This window comes from Actinomadura xylanilytica, assembly GCF_030283145.1.
In the GTDB taxonomy this organism is placed as follows: domain Bacteria; phylum Actinomycetota; class Actinomycetes; order Streptosporangiales; family Streptosporangiaceae; genus Spirillospora; species Spirillospora xylanilytica.
Map to the genome: position 1 here is coordinate 1,066,390 of NZ_JASNWE010000001.1, position 16,367 is coordinate 1,082,756.

Consider the following 16,367-nt stretch of genomic DNA (forward strand, 5'->3'; position numbering starts at 1 on the left):
TTCCCTTCCGCGGTACCACCGGCCGGTGGCGGGTCCCGGGCGGGGAACGCCACCGCGGGACGGGACCCGCCACGCGGGCCGGCGAGGGGTCGTCACTTGATGCCGGCGGCCTTGCACTTGGCCGCGTAGGCGCCCTTGCACAGCTCGGAGGACTTCACGAAGCCGTCCTCGACGACCTGCTTGACGTTCTCCTTGTCGATGCCGATGGGGTTGAGCAGCACCGAGGGCACGTCCCGCTTGCCCTGGGGGTCGTTGGTGGTGCCGTTGGTCTCGCCCTTCTCGCCCTTCAGCAGCGCGAGGGCGAGCCTGGCGACGGCGTCGGCCTCCTGCTTGACCGGCTTGTAGACCGTCATGCACTGGGAGCCGTCCAGGATGTTCTGGAGGCCCTGCGCACTGCCGTCCTGGCCGGTGACCGCGACCTTGCCGGCCTCGCCGTTCTTCTTGATGATCGACACCGCGGAGTTGCCGACGGTGTCGTTGGCGGCCAGCACGCCGTCGATCTTCCCGTGCTGCTCGGTCCACATCTGCTCGAAGATCGTCGCGGCCTTGTCCGGCTTCCAGTCCGGCACCGCCTGCTCGGCGACCTTCTTGTAGGAGGTGACCTTGTCCAGGATGTTGTGCGCGCCCTTGGCGAACAGGGTGGCGTTGTTGTCGGTGGGCGCGCCGTTGAGGTAGACGATGTTGGCCGGCTTGTCGCCCAGGCACTTCTGGAGGCCCTTGCCGAGCTCCTCGCCGACCTTCACGTTGTCGAAGGAGACGTAGTAGTCGGCGACGCCGTTCAGGGTCAGCCGGTCGTAGTCGATCGTCTTGACGCCCTGCGTCTGCGCCTTGCGCTGCACCGCGGCGGCCGAGTTGGAGTCGAGCCCGTCCACGATCAGGACCGTGACGCCATTGGTGATCATCTGATCGGCGATCGTCTGGAACCGCTGGGTGGAGCCCTCGGCGTTCTGGATGTCGTACTGGACGCCTGCGGTCTTGAACGACTGCTCCAGGAACGGCCGGTCGAAGCTCTCGTAGCGGACTGAGGAGGTGGTGTCGGGCAGGATCACGCCGATCTTGCCCTTGGCCGAGCCGGACTTCGCATCGTCGCCGTCGCCCCCGCACGCGGCGAGGGTGAGCACGGCCGCGGCCGACACCGCGGTGAGGCTGAGGATCCCCTTGCGCATTTGCCCGGGTCCTTTCTGGGGGGTGTGGCCGCGTCCACGGCCAGGGGGGGTTCCGCGCCGCGGTGACCAGGATCACGAAGCCGGCGGCGCGAATGTTGTGTCCCGCAACTTATGTCGGAGCCCGGCGGCGCACCAGACCCGCGGCACAGTGAATTTGTTGTTAGCGGTAACAATCGCGTAACGCGCTATCAACCAGGAGGAAACTCCGGGACGGGACCGACATCCCCGCACCGCGCGACGACGGCGGACGCTCCCCGGCCGGCGCGCGCGACGCGGTCATATGTTCGGGGAGCCAACATTCGGAGCCGACCCGACCCGAGGATGGCCTGGGGAGCCGGGGAAGCGGGGGGAAGTGGGGGGAGCAGGGGGAAACCCGGGAGCGGGGCGCGACAGGGCGCGGCAGGGCCGGGCGGGGCACGCGACGTGATCATGCAGGACGTCCCCCGGAGTGCGCCGGGGACCGTGCTGCATGATCACGCCGGTCAGTGGGCGGCGAGGACCAGCGCGACCCGGTCGGCCGCGATGGTGACGTCGTCGGCCGCCGCGATGCGCTCGGCCCACGACCACCAGTACCACCAGCCGTCCGCGCCCTGCTCCGCCAGGATGTTCTCCGTAAGGGCGGACGCGTCCGGGTTCATCACGTGCAAACTGGGCGCCTGGCCGCGGGGCAGGGTGAGGCGCACTTTGAAGCCCCGCCCGGCCAGTTCGTCGCCGAGCTCCTCCAGATATTCGATCCGCGTCTTGGTGGACGCGGCGGTTCCCGTATCGTCAGGCGTCATCTCGTGTCCTATGGATTACGTGTGGCCCGACGAGCACTCAGCCTCCCTTGTCGCAGGGCGTCTTGCAAGCACTTCGAGCAGGTCAGCGGCGGGCTCATCACGCTGTGCCACGGGCCTTCGGGCCGGATCGGCGACGCCCGCGGCACCATTCGGGATATCTTGCGCTCAGTCGACACATAGGGATTTTGGGGGCAGTGATGGCGGCGAGTGCGGGGCCCGATCCGGATCGGCCCGTCGAGTTGACCCGGCCCGATCAGCAGCTCCCCCGCCGGGTCGAGCCTGCCTCACCTCCCCCGACCGACCCGCCCCCACCTGCGGTTTCGCCCCTCCCCGAGGCGATCGACGAGACCGTGCCCGAGGCCATGTCCGTGCCCGAGGTCGAGGCCGAGACCAAAGCCGTGCCCATGCCCGAGGCCGAGACCGAGACCGAGACCGAGGTTTCGGTCGGGCCCCCGTCCGAGCCCGCGGCCGAGCCTCCGACCTTGGCCGTGCCCGTGCCCGCGCCGTCCATCCCGGAGAAAGCGGCCGGGCCGCCCGCCGCACCTCCCGCACCGCCCGCGCGCGCGCCGTCCGTCCGGACGGGTGGCGGCGGCTCGACCTGGCATCGCCTCCATCTTCCGATCGGCGCGTTCCTCATCGCCTACGGCGTGACGGTGCTGCTCACCGCCGCGCTCACCTGGGGCGACCGGCGCGCGGAGCTGGAGGACTACTTCAGCTCCGGGGCGGCGGGCCCCGCGCTCATGCTGGTCAAGGCGGCCGAGGCGCTGCTCGTGCTGGCCGCCCTGGCGGCGGTGCTGCGCCGCCGCGACGTGTGGCTGGTGCCGCCGCTCGCCGGCTGGATGGCCGGATTCGCGATGTTCTCCGTACTGGACGTGCTCGGCGGCGATCTCACCCGGCTCCTGGAGCACTGCGCCTACCTCGTGGGGTTCGTCGCCCTGCTGTTCCTGGCGTACGGGCTCAGCGCGAAGGTCCAGGTCGCCCGCGCCGCGCCCGGACCCGGCGGGACGGGGCCGGGCGGCGGGCTGACCCGCACCCAGGAGTTCGCGCTGTCGGCGATCAGCCGCCTGCAACGCGGCGGCGACGCCGCGTCCGCCCCCTCGCCCGCGTCCGCGACGCCGCCGCCGCGGCCCTGAGCCCGCCGGGCGCCGCGCGTCAACGTGGGCGGCGGCACCGGCCCGGCGGCGACCTTGGCAGGTGTTGCTGTTGGTGAACGAGGTGCGCGGTGCGAGCTTGGGCCACATGAGAGCCCGAAATCTGGCGTGGTCGGTGCTGCTGGCCGCGTCCCTGGCGGTACCGGCGTCCGCCGCGACGTCCGCCGCCGCGCAGGCCACGGCCGCCGCCCCCGGCTGCGACCCCACGCAGACCACCCCCATCTACCGTGGCAAGGTCCCTTCCCCCGAGAAGATCCTCGGTTTCGAACTCGGTGAGCGGCAGGCGACCGCGGCCGAGTCGGACCGCTACCTCGAGGCCGTCGCGGCCACGAGCGAGCGCGTCGTGTCCGGCACGCTCGCCACGACCGCGCAGGGCCGTCCGCTCAAGTACGCGATCGCCGGCCGTCCCGGGCTGCTGACCAAGGCGGGGCTCGCGGGCGTCCGGCGCGACGCCGCGCGGCTCCGCGACCCGCGCACCCCCGCGAACCTGGCCCGGCGGATCACCGCGCGCGGCGTGCCGATCCTGTGGATCAACGGCAACGTGCACGGGAACGAGCCGAGCGGCACCGACGCGGCGCTGAAGGTGCTGCGCGACCTCGGCGACCGCGCCGACTGCGCGGCGGCGAAGGTGCTGGACAACGCGCTCGTCATCGTCCTGCCCACGCAGAACCCGGACGGGCGGCAGGCGCGGACCAGGCAGAACGCCTACGGCTTCGACATGAACCGGGACTGGTTCGCGCGCACCCAGCCCGAGACCGACGGCAAGCTCGCGATGCTGAACCAGTACCCGCCGGCGCTCTACATCGACGCGCACGAGATGGGCGGGACGTCGTTCTTCTTCCCGCCGAACGCCGACCCGATCTACCACGAGACGCCCGAGCAGGCGGTCGGCTGGATCAACGACATGTACGGCGCGCCGATGGCCGCCGAGTTCACACGGCAGGGCATCGACTTCTTCAACCGCGACACCTACGACCTCTTCTACCAGGGGTACGGCGACACGGTCCCGACCAGCGCGTTCCACGCCGCCGGGATGACGTACGAGAAGGGCGGCGACAGCCCGTACCCGGAACGGGTGAAGGAGCAGTACCTCACCCAGTGGGTGTCGCTGTCGTCGGCGGCCCGCAACCGGACGAAGATCCTGACCGAGTGGCGGCAGATGACCGTCGACGCCTACGAGCAGGGCAGGGCGGGACGGCTGGAGCCCAACCAGATCTACAACCCGCCGAACCAGGTCGACCGGCCGGTACCCGACCGGAAGGTCCGGCACTACTTCCTGAGGGACGACGACCCGGCCAAACGCGCCGAGGTCCGGACGGTGGTGCGGCGGCTGCAACGCATGGGCGTGAACGTCGAACGGCTCGTACGGCCGCTGAACGTTCCCGACTACAAGGCGTACGGGCAGGCGGAAGGGAAGGCGACGCTGCCCGCCGGGACGTACTGGATCTCCATGGCGCAGGGGCAGAAGCACTGGATCCAGGCGATGCTGAACGAGGACTCCTACACGCCGTTCCCCTACTTCTATGACGTGACGGCCTGGAGCATGCCGCTGCTGGCGAACGTGTCCGGCGGCTCGTCCGGGGCCGAACTGCGTCCGAGGGCCGCCGGCGTGCCGGCACTGCCGGCCGAACGTGCCGGGCACGGCGGCAAGGCGCCGAAGGTCGGCGTCCTCCAGCTCTCGGCGACCTCGTCCAGCGCCGTCCAGTCGGCCGGCTGGCTGCGGAGCCGCCTCGACCGCGACTGGAGGATGCCGTTCACGCCCCTGAGCCCGGCCGACGTGGCCGCGGGCAAGCTGGCGGGGGTCCAGGTGCTCCTCACGCCGAACGGGCCCGCGTCGGCGGCCTACGACGCGCTCGGCGACGCCGGGCGCCGGGCGCTCCAGCAGTGGACGCGGGACGGCGGCCGTTACGTCGGCTGGCAGGGCGGCACGCAGCTCGCGGCGCGGCTCGGGCTGACGGCCGCGACGCTCAGCGAGCCCGCCTCCGACATCCCGGGCACGATGTTCCGGGTGAAGGTGGACGGCGGCAGCCCGCTCGCCAAGGGCGTGGGCGGCTCGGCCTGGAACTTCACCTCGTACGACCCGGTGATGCGGGCGTCCAGCGGGGTCGCGGTGTCCTACCCGGCGGCGGACTCGCCCGAGTGGTTCGTGTCCGGTTTCGAGAAGGGCGCGTCCGAACTCGGCGGAACGGCGGCGGTCGTCGACCAGCCTGTCGGGAAGGGCCGCTCGGTGCTGTTCGCGGCCGAGCCCAACTTCCGGGCGTTCAGCGACGGCACCGCCAAGCTGCTCTACAACGCGATCCTCGGCCCGGACCCCGAGCACACCTCGCCGCTGTCGGTGCGGGCACTGGCGGGGGCGGCGGAGCAGGCCGCCGGGCTGCCGTCCTACGAGTCGCCGATCCGCGTCTCGGTGCAGGCCGCCGACGCCGCCAGGGCGGCGGCGGTGCTCCGCTCGGCCGGCGCGAAGTGGGCCGAACGGCGCAGTGGCGGGACGGTGCACTACGTCATCGACAACCCGGACGGTCTCCCGGCCGACCAGCACCCGTTCGCGGGCCGGCTCCCGTCCCTCATCCGCAAGGCCGGGATCACCCCCGTGGCGGTGACCCTGCCCTGACTTCGCCCATCCCCGTGCCGCCCGTCCCGTGCCGCCCGTCCCGGACCCGGGAGGGGCGGCACGGGCCGTTCAGCGGACGACCCAGGCGATCGCGGTCATGGTGCCCGGCGGCACCTCGGTGAAGCCGCCGTCGCGGACGGCGATCGTGGCGTGCTCGACGCAGCGCCGCCACGGGACGTCCCGGACCAGGTGCACCCGCAGGCCGCCGCCGGTCCACGCGTCCAGGTCGGGCCGCGACGCCTCGCGCAGCAGCAACTGCGCGGCGTGCCCGCACTGCGCCGCCGCCTTGCCCGTGGTGATCGTCACCTCGGGGTTGAGCGCGAGCGCCGCGTACGGCGGCTCGGGCGGCGGGCCGGCCGGGGCGTCGTCGGCGAGGTCGAGCCCGGCGACCTGGAGCCTGGCCAGCGGGGGCGGCACGTCCGCCACCGGACCCGGCACGAACGCGCGCACCTCCGCGCCGTCGTGCTCGACGGTCACGCCGGGGAACGCCTGCGCCTCGGGCCACCGCACGCCCCGGGCGCGCCGCGTCACCTTCCGGATGCGCCGTGCCTCCCATTCCCGGATCGCTGCGCGCCACTGCCCGGGACGCTCCCCGTCCGGTTCGCCCGCGGCGGGCTCGGCGGTCTCCGCGGGCTCGGCGGCCTGCGGGGCTTCGGGCTCGGGCCCGGTGGCGCGCGGGTCGGTGAGCAGCCGTGCCACCGCCATCGCCGCCGCCTCGCAGACCGCGCCGTGGCCGGGTGGATCGGCCTTCTCGGCGCGTACCACTAGCTGCATCGCCCAGGGCGGGTCGTCGAGAGGGTCGTAGTCAGGTCGCACGCCTGGAGTATTCCACCCGCAATCTCTGCGCCCGCACGCGACTTTCCCGAGGCGGATGTGGGTAATGCAACTCTTATCGCCCCCCGGACGTCTGACCCGGTGCGCGTGGTCGGCCGTGGGACGGCTCCGCCGGAGGGGGCGGGGGGACGCGGCGCGAGAGGTCGGCTCGGAGGTCGCCGGTGACCAGAGGTGCCTGGAGCAACTCCATCCCCGGGATCGGCACGTTCTTCGTCGGCATCGACGTCGCGCCGGGCCGCTACCGGTGCGACGACGGCAAGGGCGGCTGGTGGGTCCGGTTCACCGGACCCGGCGGCGGCGACCCGGTCGGCTCGTGGCCGCTGCCGGCCGGGCCCGTCGAGATCGAGATCACCGCCACCGACTTCGCCTTCGAGACGCACGTCGGCGCGTACTGGCGGCGGATCGCGCCGGCCCACCCGGCCGGCGCCACGCCGCGCGCCGAGCTGCGGCCGGTCGCCGACCCGGCGCTGCGGGCCGAGCTCGACACCATCGTCGCGCGGCGCCGCCCGCTGGTGTGGCTGGCGCCGCTGACCGTGCTCGGCCTCGGGCTGATCGGCTCGCCGCTGCTCGGCTCGCTGTGGCTGCTCGGGCTGGCGATGCTCGCCGTGCTGATCGCACTCGGCACCCCGTCGGTCTCGCTCGACCTGCGGCGGGCCCGCGAGCTCCAGCGCCGCCGCGACCGCTACCTCACCCCCGAGGACTTCGACGGCCCCGCCCGCGAGCTGCTCGGCCGCGCCCAGGCCGCCGTCGACGCCGTGCGCGACTCCGAGGTCAACCGGGAGGGCCTGCTCGACTCGGTCGACAACGCGGTCACGCTGCCCCGCCAGGAGTGGGAGATCGCGCAGGTGCTCGCCAAGCAGTCGCGGCTGCGCGGCGAGCAGGAGGAGATCTCCGGTTCCGCCGGACTGCCGGAGGTCGAGGCGGCGCTGCTCCCGCTGCGGGAGAAGCTCGACGCCTCCGTCGCCGCGCTGACCCGCCGGGTGGAGGCCCTCGAACGCTACGCCGAGCGGACCTGTTCGGCCGACGAGGCGCTCCGGGCCCACCGCTACCTGGAGACGATCGCCGAACGGGCGCACGAGTACGACGAGCTGCTCGCCGACACCGTCCGCGACGATCTGGCGCTGCCCGCGATCGAGCGGCTCACCGAGCAGAGCGACGAGCTCGTCCGCACACTCCGCGCCCGCCTGGCCGAGGCCGCCGAGGCGGGCGGGGCCGTGCTCCCCCTGGCCCCGGCCCCGTCCCCGCCGCCGGACGCCGAGAGCCCACCGGCCGACTGATCCCGCGCACAACGTCGCGTCCCAGCACGTCATGGCATCGGCCGGCACCCGTCTCCACGCCGAGCCGCGACCGGCTGAAATACCACGGCATCACCTGGTCCCGGCCCGGCCGGTCCGAGGCGCCGTGAACTCCATCGGCCTCTTCGGGAAACACCTAGGGGACGGACGGTTCGTGGCCGCTGGAGGAAGGGTGTCCGGGCCGGCCCCGCTCCCGCTTGGGAAGTCGGGCTCGGACCGCGAGACGCCCGAGCGTGAAAGTTATCGAATCGGTTTTGAAATGTAGCCGTTCTGTGTAATATGCCGCCAAACGATCTTGTGGCGGTGTCCTGGATTCGTCCGGGCGCCGCCAGAACGGGGAGCACATGAAGCGCAAGCAGTTGGCCCTCACCCTGGCCTCCGCCGGGGCGATGCTGGTGGGCACGGCCTCCGCCGCGGCGGCGGCCCCCGTCGCCCCCGCGGCCCCCGCGGCCCCCGCCGCCTCCTCGTCAGCGACCGGGGGCGACGCGCACGTGATGATCACGTCGTTCCAGTACAAGAGCAAGCAGACGGGCAAGTGCCTGGACACGAGGAAGGACGCCGGGAACGCGGCCGTCCGGCAGGTCGACTGCCACCCGCGCAAGCACAAGGACATCAGGCACCAGCTCTGGGTCCTCGAGAACGACGGCACCTTCCGCAGCTCCGTCAACGACAAGAACTGCCTGACCGTCTACGGCACCGCCGCCGTTGTCATGCGCAAGTGCGGCGCCGGCAAGACCCAGCAGTGGAAGTGGACCGGCGGCGCCACCGGGAAGCTGAAGAACCCGGCCAAGAACAAGTGCCTGTCCACCTACCCGGGATCGACCTACTTCCGTATCGACCCGTGCGGGACCGGCGGGAACAAGCGCGTCTGGAAGCACGTCTGATCAGCCGCACCTCCATGCCGTAGACCGTGACCGCTCCCAGGGCGGTGGTCCCGGACCTCGCGCTTTCGTGACCTCTCCCGCGCCGGTACATGGAGGCAGACGCACGGCCGGTGTCCAGGGCGCGCCTCAGCTGTCGCGCAAGCGCGGTACCTGGCCGGTGAGGCGAAGCCGGAGACAAGCCTCACCGGCCAGGTGGCGAAGCAATGTCGCGCTCGCCCGAGCACGGTCGGCGTCCGAGCCGCCAGGCGAGGACGCCGACCGGGATTGAAAGACGAACTAGCCGACCAGGGCCCGGACCTGGGACGGGGAGCTGAAGACCTCGGCGCGCATGCCGACCTCGCGGGCGGCGATCACGTTGCGTTCGGAGTCGTCGAAGAACAGCACGTCGGCGGGGGCGACGCCGAGGCGTTCGGCGCAGATCTCGTACGCGCGCGGGTCGGGCTTGGCCACCCCGATCCGGCAGGAGTAGGTCAGCGCGTCGAAGCGGCTCAGCCAGGCGCCGTGCCGGGCCTCGAAACGGGGCAGCAGGTCGGAGATGGTGTTGGACAGAAGGCCGAGGGTGCGGCCCCGGCCGGCCAGTTCGGTGACGAGCTCGACCATCCGGCCGTCCACCTCGCACCAGCTCTCCAGGTCGGCCTCGATGAGCGCGGGCACGTCGGCGAAGGCGGCGCCGGCCCGTCCGGCGACGGCCGCCCAGTACGCTGCGCTCTCCTGGCCGGCGTCGTAGGCGGGCCGGCAGGCCCAGTAGGCGTCCCAGAACGGGGCGCCGGAGAGACCGGCGAGCCCCTCGATCCGGGCGATCGCCGCCGGGGTCTGGGTCCGGGCGATGACTCCGTACAGATCGAAAACGATCACATCTGCCATGTCCCCGACCCTACGCAGGCCCGGGGAATGCCGCCGACCAGGCGGCCGAACCTGGAACAAGCGCTTGTTGCACCGCGTAACCTGTTGTCAGCGCGTCGGGTCGAGCAAGCGGTTGGGCGCGCACGGCATAATGAGAGGGTGACGACCACGAGCGCCAATTCAGGACGACCCAGGACCCGCACCGCTGGTGAGGGCGGGGCCCGCCGCCGCGGCAAGGGCTCGCCCGCCCTCGCCTCGGAACGGCGTGAGCACCTGATCAGGCTCGCGGCCGACCTCTTCGCCGAGAAGGGCTTCCAGGCCACGACGGTGCGCAACATCGCCGACGAGGCGGGCATCCTCTCCGGCAGCCTCTACCACCACTTCGACTCCAAGGAGTCGATCGTCGACGAGATCCTCGCGGGCTTCTTCCGCGAGATCATGTCGGCCTACCAGTCGGTCATCGACGAGGGCAAGAACCCGCGCGAGACCATCGCCGGCCTGATCCGCATCGCGTTCGGCACCCTGGAGCCGCACCGCGCCGCGATCACTGTGATGCAGAACGACTGGAACTACCTCAAGGACATGGACCGCTTCGCCTACCTCACCGACTCCGAGGACAAGGTGGAGAAGATGTGGGTCGACACGATCAAGGCGGGCCAGCGCGACGGCCTGTTCCGCGACGACATCGACCCCAAGCTCACCTACCGGATGATCCGCGACACGGTGTGGGTGGCGGTGCGCTGGTTCAAGCCGGGCGGCCGGCTGAACGCGAGCGGCCTCGCCGAGCACTACCTCAAGGTCATGTTCGACGGCATCAACACGCACTGAGCCCTCCGCCGCCGCACGGCCCGTCCGGCACGGGTCGTGCGCCGCGGCGCCGGCGACGGGACGCCGCGCGGTCCGGTGCAGCGTGTGCCCGGACGAGCGGCCGAACGCAGACGCCGTCCGGCCTGGTCAGAACCGTCCCCGCGGGTCTCCCGACGCGTCCGGGCCCCGTAACGACGCCCGGCAGTCCATAGTGTCATTAGTCACACTTTACCGATCCGGGGTGACGCTTTGGGCTGTGAGGACGCTGTTACCGAAGAGAACAACGGGGGGAGGGCGACATGACGGCTCAGCGAGACGCCGCCGGTCGTGAGGAACCGACGCCCGAGGCGTTGCGGGCCCGGACGGTGCAGGGGCTCCAGGAGCAGTTCCCGGGGGTGCGCGTCTGGTTCGGGCGGGCCACCGGTTCGTGGTGGGCGCTGGTCCCTTCGCGCGGCGGGCCGCGCCTGGTGGAGGCGCCCACGCCGGAGGGACTGCGCACATCGATCATCGGCGCCCGCTCCGGGTGACCGGCGCCCGTCCGCGGGCGGACGCTCAGGCGGCGGTGAGGATGGCGGCGCTGCCGTAGCTGCCACCGAATCCGGTGCACAGCGCCACGCCCGCCCCGCGCACCTGGTTGGTCCCGGCGCCGCGCAGTTGCCGGACGGCTTCGGCGACGTTGTTGAGCCCGTGCACGTACCCCTCCGACAGCAGCCCGCCGTGCGGGTTGACGGGGAAGCGCCCGTTCCAGGTGATCTCCTGTGCGCGCAGGACGGCGCCGAGGTCCTCGCGCGGCACCAGGCCGAAGTCTTCGAGCTGCCGGGGCACCAGCCACCCGTAGGCGTCGTACAGCAGCGACACGTCGACGTGCTCGGGCTTCATCCCGGCGGCCTCGTACAGCGGGCCGGCCAGGTAGGACGAGAAGAGGCGGGTGACGTCGGCGGCCTTGTCCATGGTGGACGCGCCGGGCCCGCCGCCGCGCACGACGGCGTGGATCCGGGGCGCGTCCGGGACGCGGTCCGCCCTGGTGACGACCAGGGCGCAGGCCCCGTCGGTCTCCTGGCAGCAGTCCATCCGGCGCAGCGGGGAGGCCACCATGGGGCTGGCGAGGTAGGTCGCCATGTCGAGGCGTTCCCGCCGGAGCGCGCGCGGGTTGCGGACGGCGTGCGCGCGCGACTGCGCGACGATCGCGTGGGTGTGCACCTCGTCCAGCCCGGCGTCGTGCAGGTAGCGCTGCCCGGCGAGGGCGAACTGGTGGACGGGCCCGGCCATGCCGTACGGGTGGGTGAACTGCTCCTCGGTCCCCTCCCCCAGCTTGAGTCCGAGGGCGTTCATCCGCTTCCCGGACCGGCCGTTGAGCGCCCGGTAGACCAGCACGTTCTCGGCCAGGCCCGCGTCGACGAGCATCGCGGCGTCGGCGAGGATCGACGCGCTCTGCGTGCCGCCGCCGTAGATCTCGTTGTGCCAGCCGACCTCGGGGAGCCGCAGCTCCCGGGCCAGGTAGAGCACGGGAGCGGAGTCGTTGAGGTGGTAGCTGAGGATCGCGTCCGGGCGGTCGATCCCCGCGTCGGCGAGGGCGGCGCGGGAGGCCTCGGCGGCGAGCTGGAGCTCGGTCCGGCCCGACTCGCGGGTCAGGGCGGTCATCCCGACGCCCGCGACGGCCGCCTTCCCGGAGAAGCCCTGCCGTCCGGAGAAGCCCTGTCTGCCGCCCACGTGGCCCCTCTCCGCCCGTCCCCGGGAATGGTGCCGCCCGCCAAGGATGGGGCGCGATCCATCCTCGGCGGGCGGCGTCTGTGAGGCCGGGCCGGTCCGGCGGTGCCGCCGCCCGGCCGCTGCCGTCGGAGCCGAAACTAACGCGAAAATCTGTCACACACAAGCGCTTGCTCGGTAATCATCCGCCGCCGCTCCCCGCTCGCCGGGCCGCCCTCGCACCGTCCGGCGGGCCCGGAGCGCGACGGCCTGGGACGCCGCGCCTACAAGGCGTACTGGACGGCCGCGCGCTCGGCCACGATCGGCGTGATGCACTCGTCGATGACCGCCCGGTGCGCCGGATGGTCGCGGTAGGCGAGGTACCCGTCGCGATCGGCGAAGTCGGCGACCACCACGAAGTCGTGGTTGCCGGGATTGACGCCCGCGTCGGCGCCGGCGGCGTAGGCCCGGATCTCCGGGATCACGCCGGGCAGGGCGCCGAGCCGGGCCGCGACCTCGTCCTGCTGACCGGTGGTCGTCCCCTCGGACCAGACGAACATCACCACGTGCCGGAATCCGCTCATAGATCAAACTTAGCCCCGGCGGCGGCACCGGGGGGCCGCGGCTCGCGCGCAGGACGCGGTCAGACGTCGCCGAGCTCGGCGGCGACGGTCGCGCCCAGCTCCCAGCAGGACTCCAGGTCGGCCTTGCCCGGCTCGCCGGTGATCGCGAGCGGGGGCCGGACCGCGCGCCATCTCAGCCCGGTGGTGATCGACTCGAGCGCGCGCACGGCGCCGGTGGCGTCGTTGTTGCCGTGCAGGTAGGCCCCGAACGGACGGCGCGCGGTCTCGTCGAGGCACGGGTAGTAGACCTGGTCGAAGAAGTGCTTGAGCGCCCCGGAGAGGTAGCCGAGGTTGACCGGGGAGCCGAGCAGGTAGCCGTCGGCCGCCAGCACGTCGACCGGCGAGGCGGTCAGGGCGGCCCGCGCCTCGACCCGCACGCCCTCGACCTCGTCGGTCCCGGCCCCCGCGCGCACGGCCTCGTACATCGCGCGCAGCGACGGCGAGGGCGTGTGATGGACGATCAGCAGCGTCTTCATCACGTTCGAGTCTAGGCCGACCGGACGGGATTTGGCCGGGTATGGCCGCCGCGACCGGCGGGTAGTGAACAGACGATCACCTCGGCCCCACCCCGCGCCCGTAGTCTGAAGATAAGGCAATGTCCAACGAAGGCCACACATAACGTCCGAATCGGGGAATGAGTTCCAACGGATCATGGTTGTGATCTCAGCGGAGGTGTCCTCGTGGAATCAGCTGAACCGGCCGGACCCGTCTGGCCGTTCGCGTGGGTCACCGCGGCCGTGGCCGGCCTGCTGGCCGTCCCGGCGGTGCCGAACACGCCCGGCTGGCTGGACCGGCTGTCGCTGCTGGTGACGGGGCGTCCGCTCGCTCCCGCGCACGCCGTGGTGCTCGCGCTCGCGCTGGCCCTGGTCGCGCGGGGGGTCCTGCTGCGCCGCCACGCCGCCTGGCTCGGGCTCAACGTGCTGGTCACGATGGGACTCCTCGCGGTGGTCACCGGCGACGACGCGCTGTGGCGGCTGCCGCTGCTGATCGCGGCGTTCGGCGTGGTCTGGCTGCGCCGGGCCGCCTTCCCCGTCCGCCCGCACCACGAGCGGGTCCGGACCGCGCTGCGCACCGGCGCCATCCTGGTGATCGGCGCGGTGCTCGGGTCGATCGTCCTCGGCGGGGTCTCGATCCGGTCGGTCGGGCACGACGTGGCCGCCGGGCTCGGCTCGTTCGGCTCGCTCGACGGCCCCGGCTGGCTGCCGACGGTGCTCGGGCTGGTCGGCGGCGCTGGCCTGCTGGTCCTGCTGGTCACACTGCTGGCGCCCGATCCGGCGCCGCCGCCCGGGGACGAGGACGAGCGGCGGCGCGTCGCCGGGCTCGTCGCGCACCCCGCGTCCGACACCCTCGCCCCGTTCGCACTGCGCCGCGACAAGAGCTACGTGTTCAGCCCGGACGGCGGGGCCGCGATCGGCTACCGGGTGCTGTTCGGCGTCGCGGTCGCGGGCGGCGACCCGGTAGGCGACCCGCGCTCCCATGACCGGGCGGTCACCGCGTTCCTGGACCTGTGCCGCCGCACCGGGTGGCGTCCCGCCGTCCTCGGCGCGAGCGCCGGGCTGCTGCCGGCCTGGGGAGGGCTGCGGTCGTTCGGCTTCGGCGACGAGGTGTACGTCGAGCCCGCCGAGTTCGACCTGTCCGGACGGCAGATGCGCAACGTGCGGCAGGCCGTCAAGCGGACCCGGAACGCGGGCGTGACCTCGGAGATCGTCCCCGAGCGGGAACTGCCGCCGGACCTGCGCGAGAAGCTCCTGGAGGTGGCCGCGCGCTCGCTCGGCGGCGCCGCCGAGCGCGGCTTCTCAATGAACCTGGATGAGCTGCTGACCGGCTACCACCCCGGCTCGCTGGTCGCGGTGGCCTATGACGCGGGCGGCGCGCCGATCGCCTTCCAGCGGTACGCGATGGCCGGCGAGGGCATCAGCCTGGACGCGATGCGGCGGGCGCCGGGCGGGCCGAACGGGGTGAACGAGCGGCTGATCGTCGAGATGATCGAGTACGCCCGCACGACCTCCGCCGGGGTGGTGTCGCTCAATTTCGCCGCGTTCCGCGAGCTGCTGGACTCGGCCGAGCGGCGTCCGCTGGAGCGGGCCGGCTACCGGGCGCTGCACCTGCTCGACCCGCTGATCGCGGTCGAGTCGCTGTACCTGTTCGACAAGAAGTTCCGGCCCGCCTACCGGCCGCGCTCGGTGGTGTTCCGGTCCTGGTTCGACATCGCGTGGCTGGCCGCGGCGCTGCTCACGCTGGAGTTCGGCCGGACCCGCGCGCCCGTCGCGGCCGAGGAGGCCGTCACCGAGCCCGCCGGCCACCTCGGGCGTCCCTGACCGCGGGCGCCGCCCGCGTCCCGCCCGCCCGTCCGCCGCGCTTCCGCCGCGCTCATCCCCTCCTTCTCAGCCGGGCCTCCGAGCCCCGGACCGTCCGGTCCGGGGCTCGCCGCGCGTGCCCGGGTGCCCGGGTGCCGGGAACCTGTTAGTCTTCCCAAGCGAGCGCTTGGTACGTAATGATGGGTGGGCGATATGACACGGCGAGGGCACGGCGTGCACCCGCCGGGGCCCGGTGAAGAAGGAGCCGTACACGTGGCTGACCGCCCGATGAAATTCTCGACGTTCCACCTCTTCCACCAGTTCGCGGGGCAGTCCCCGCGGGAGGTGTACGACTACCAGATCGAGATCGTCGAGCTCCTGGAGGAGCTCGGCTTCGATGGGGTGTGGGTCGCCGAGCACCACTTCCGGGACTACGGTGCCGTCCCCAACACCTTCAACCTGCTGTCCAACCTCGCGGCCCGCACCGAACGGCTGCGCCTCGGCACCGGCATCGTGGTCCTCCCCCTGCACAACCCGATCCACGTGGCCGAGGAGGCCGCGATGGTGGACCTGCTGTCGGGGGGACGGCTGGAGGTCGGCATCGGCCGCGGCTACCAGAGCATCGAGTTCGAGAACTTCGGGCTCGACCTGGCCGAGGCCCGCGACCGGTTCAACGAGTGCCTGGACATGCTCATCGGCCTGTGGACCCAGGACAACTTCGAGTACAAGGGCCGGTTCTACGAGACCAAGCACCCGCTCTCGCTGACGCCCCGGCCGGTGCAGCGCCCGCACCCGCCGCTGCACGTCGCCGCGGTGAGCCCGGAGACCGTCGAGCTGTACGCGGCGCGCGGGCTGCCGATCCTGGCCGACCCCGCCGCCCCGTTCAAGAAGATCGCCAAGGCCGCGGAGACCTGGCACGCCACCGCCGCCGCCAACGGCGTCGACAGCGCCGACGTGGAGCTGATCGCCAGCCGCTCGGTCTACGTCGCGCCGACGATCGAGCAGGCCCGCGAGGACCAGGCCCGGTTCGAGGCCGGCTTCGACCGGTCCCGGATCTTCAACGTGCAGAGCGCGCCGATCGACCCCGCCACCGGCCAGGCCGCCAAGGGCTTCGAGTTCTACCAGGACCGCTACCTCAAGGGCGGCTCGGTCGACAACGAGTTCCGCTGGAACCAGCTCGAGGTCATCGGCGACCCCGAGCGGGTCGTCTCCCAGATCAAGACCATCCAGGAGATGGGCTACGGCAACCTGATGTGCGACTTCGGCTCCACCCGGCCGATCCCGCTGGACGAGATGAAGAAGGTCCTGCGGTTCTTCGCGGCGGAGGTCATGCCCGCCTTCCGCTGACCCGGTCCGTCCGGGGCCACCTCACCCCCCCTGCGCAAGGAGGC

At 72.5% G+C, this 16,367-nt stretch carries 15 protein-coding genes; 8 read left to right on the forward strand and 7 right to left on the reverse strand.

Features of this window, described 5'->3' with window-relative positions; translation table 11 throughout:
• Window positions 1–92 precede the first annotated feature (92 nt).
• Complete coding sequence (locus QP090_RS04990; RefSeq protein WP_285937265.1) at window positions 93–1,166, reverse strand: sugar ABC transporter substrate-binding protein; 1,074 nt, start codon at window positions 1,164–1,166, stop codon at window positions 93–95.
• A 482-nt stretch (window positions 1,167–1,648) separates the two neighbouring features.
• On the reverse strand, window positions 1,649–1,945 hold the full coding sequence (locus QP090_RS04995) for a hypothetical protein (RefSeq protein WP_285937266.1): 297 nt from the start codon (window positions 1,943–1,945) through the stop codon (window positions 1,649–1,651).
• A gap of 362 nt (window positions 1,946–2,307) precedes the next feature.
• Here QP090_RS04995 and QP090_RS05000 point away from each other — a divergent pair, with 362 nt between their 5' ends.
• Together QP090_RS05000 and QP090_RS05005 are read left to right on the forward strand one after the other, a co-directional pair.
• Window positions 2,308–3,078: a hypothetical protein gene (locus tag QP090_RS05000; RefSeq protein ID WP_285937267.1), complete on the forward strand. Its 771-nt coding sequence runs from the start codon at window positions 2,308–2,310 to the stop codon at window positions 3,076–3,078.
• 106 nt (window positions 3,079–3,184) lie between these two features.
• The gene (locus tag QP090_RS05005; protein WP_285937268.1) at window positions 3,185–5,707 is read left to right on the forward strand and encodes a M14 family zinc carboxypeptidase; all 2,523 of its coding nucleotides are present in this window, start codon (window positions 3,185–3,187) and stop codon (window positions 5,705–5,707) included.
• Window positions 5,708–5,776: 69 nt separating this feature from the next.
• Here QP090_RS05005 and QP090_RS05010 read toward each other — a convergent pair whose 3' ends face one another.
• Window positions 5,777–6,523, reverse strand: coding sequence for a hypothetical protein (locus QP090_RS05010; RefSeq protein WP_285937269.1), 747 nt, complete (start codon window positions 6,521–6,523; stop codon window positions 5,777–5,779).
• A 179-nt stretch (window positions 6,524–6,702) separates the two neighbouring features.
• Between QP090_RS05010 and QP090_RS05015 the strand changes: the two genes are divergently transcribed.
• Window positions 6,703–7,818, forward strand: coding sequence for an Rv1352/Rv1906c domain-containing protein (locus QP090_RS05015; RefSeq protein WP_285937270.1), 1,116 nt, complete (start codon window positions 6,703–6,705; stop codon window positions 7,816–7,818).
• Window positions 7,819–8,180: 362 nt separating this feature from the next.
• Window positions 8,181–8,720, forward strand: a complete 540-nt coding sequence (locus QP090_RS05020; protein WP_285937271.1) for an RICIN domain-containing protein — start codon at window positions 8,181–8,183, stop codon at window positions 8,718–8,720.
• 276 nt (window positions 8,721–8,996) lie between these two features.
• Here the strand turns inward: QP090_RS05020 and QP090_RS05025 are convergent, their stop codons facing one another.
• Complete coding sequence (locus tag QP090_RS05025) at window positions 8,997–9,584, reverse strand: HAD family hydrolase (RefSeq protein ID WP_285937273.1); 588 nt, start codon at window positions 9,582–9,584, stop codon at window positions 8,997–8,999.
• A 138-nt stretch (window positions 9,585–9,722) separates the two neighbouring features.
• On the opposite strand from QP090_RS05025, the gene QP090_RS05030 reads away from it, so the two are divergent.
• Together QP090_RS05030 and QP090_RS05035 are read left to right on the forward strand one after the other, a co-directional pair.
• Window positions 9,723–10,391 (forward strand): TetR/AcrR family transcriptional regulator, encoded by a 669-nt coding sequence (locus QP090_RS05030; protein ID WP_285937274.1) that lies wholly within the window; start codon window positions 9,723–9,725, stop codon window positions 10,389–10,391.
• 278 nt (window positions 10,392–10,669) lie between these two features.
• A complete protein-coding gene (locus tag QP090_RS05035; protein WP_285937275.1) occupies window positions 10,670–10,897 on the forward strand; it encodes a hypothetical protein in 228 nt (75 codons plus the stop codon).
• Window positions 10,898–10,922: 25 nt separating this feature from the next.
• Here the strand turns inward: QP090_RS05035 and QP090_RS05040 are convergent, their stop codons facing one another.
• The 3 genes from QP090_RS05040 to QP090_RS05050 all read right to left on the reverse strand — a co-directional run bounded on the left by QP090_RS05040 (window position 10,923) and on the right by QP090_RS05050 (window position 13,155).
• Window positions 10,923–12,011 (reverse strand): thiolase C-terminal domain-containing protein, encoded by a 1,089-nt coding sequence (locus QP090_RS05040; protein WP_285938581.1) that lies wholly within the window; start codon window positions 12,009–12,011, stop codon window positions 10,923–10,925.
• A gap of 329 nt (window positions 12,012–12,340) precedes the next feature.
• Window positions 12,341–12,640: a Dabb family protein gene (locus QP090_RS05045; RefSeq protein WP_285937276.1), complete on the reverse strand. Its 300-nt coding sequence runs from the start codon at window positions 12,638–12,640 to the stop codon at window positions 12,341–12,343.
• A 59-nt stretch (window positions 12,641–12,699) separates the two neighbouring features.
• Complete coding sequence (locus QP090_RS05050) at window positions 12,700–13,155, reverse strand: flavodoxin family protein (RefSeq protein ID WP_285937277.1); 456 nt, start codon at window positions 13,153–13,155, stop codon at window positions 12,700–12,702.
• A gap of 204 nt (window positions 13,156–13,359) precedes the next feature.
• Between QP090_RS05050 and QP090_RS05055 the strand changes: the two genes are divergently transcribed.
• Complete coding sequence (locus tag QP090_RS05055; RefSeq protein ID WP_285937278.1) at window positions 13,360–14,997, forward strand: bifunctional lysylphosphatidylglycerol flippase/synthetase MprF; 1,638 nt, start codon at window positions 13,360–13,362, stop codon at window positions 14,995–14,997.
• Between the two features lie 267 nt (window positions 14,998–15,264).
• Window positions 15,265–16,323: an LLM class flavin-dependent oxidoreductase gene (locus tag QP090_RS05060; protein ID WP_285938582.1), complete on the forward strand. Its 1,059-nt coding sequence runs from the start codon at window positions 15,265–15,267 to the stop codon at window positions 16,321–16,323.
• The last annotated feature ends 44 nt before the right edge of the window (window positions 16,324–16,367 follow it).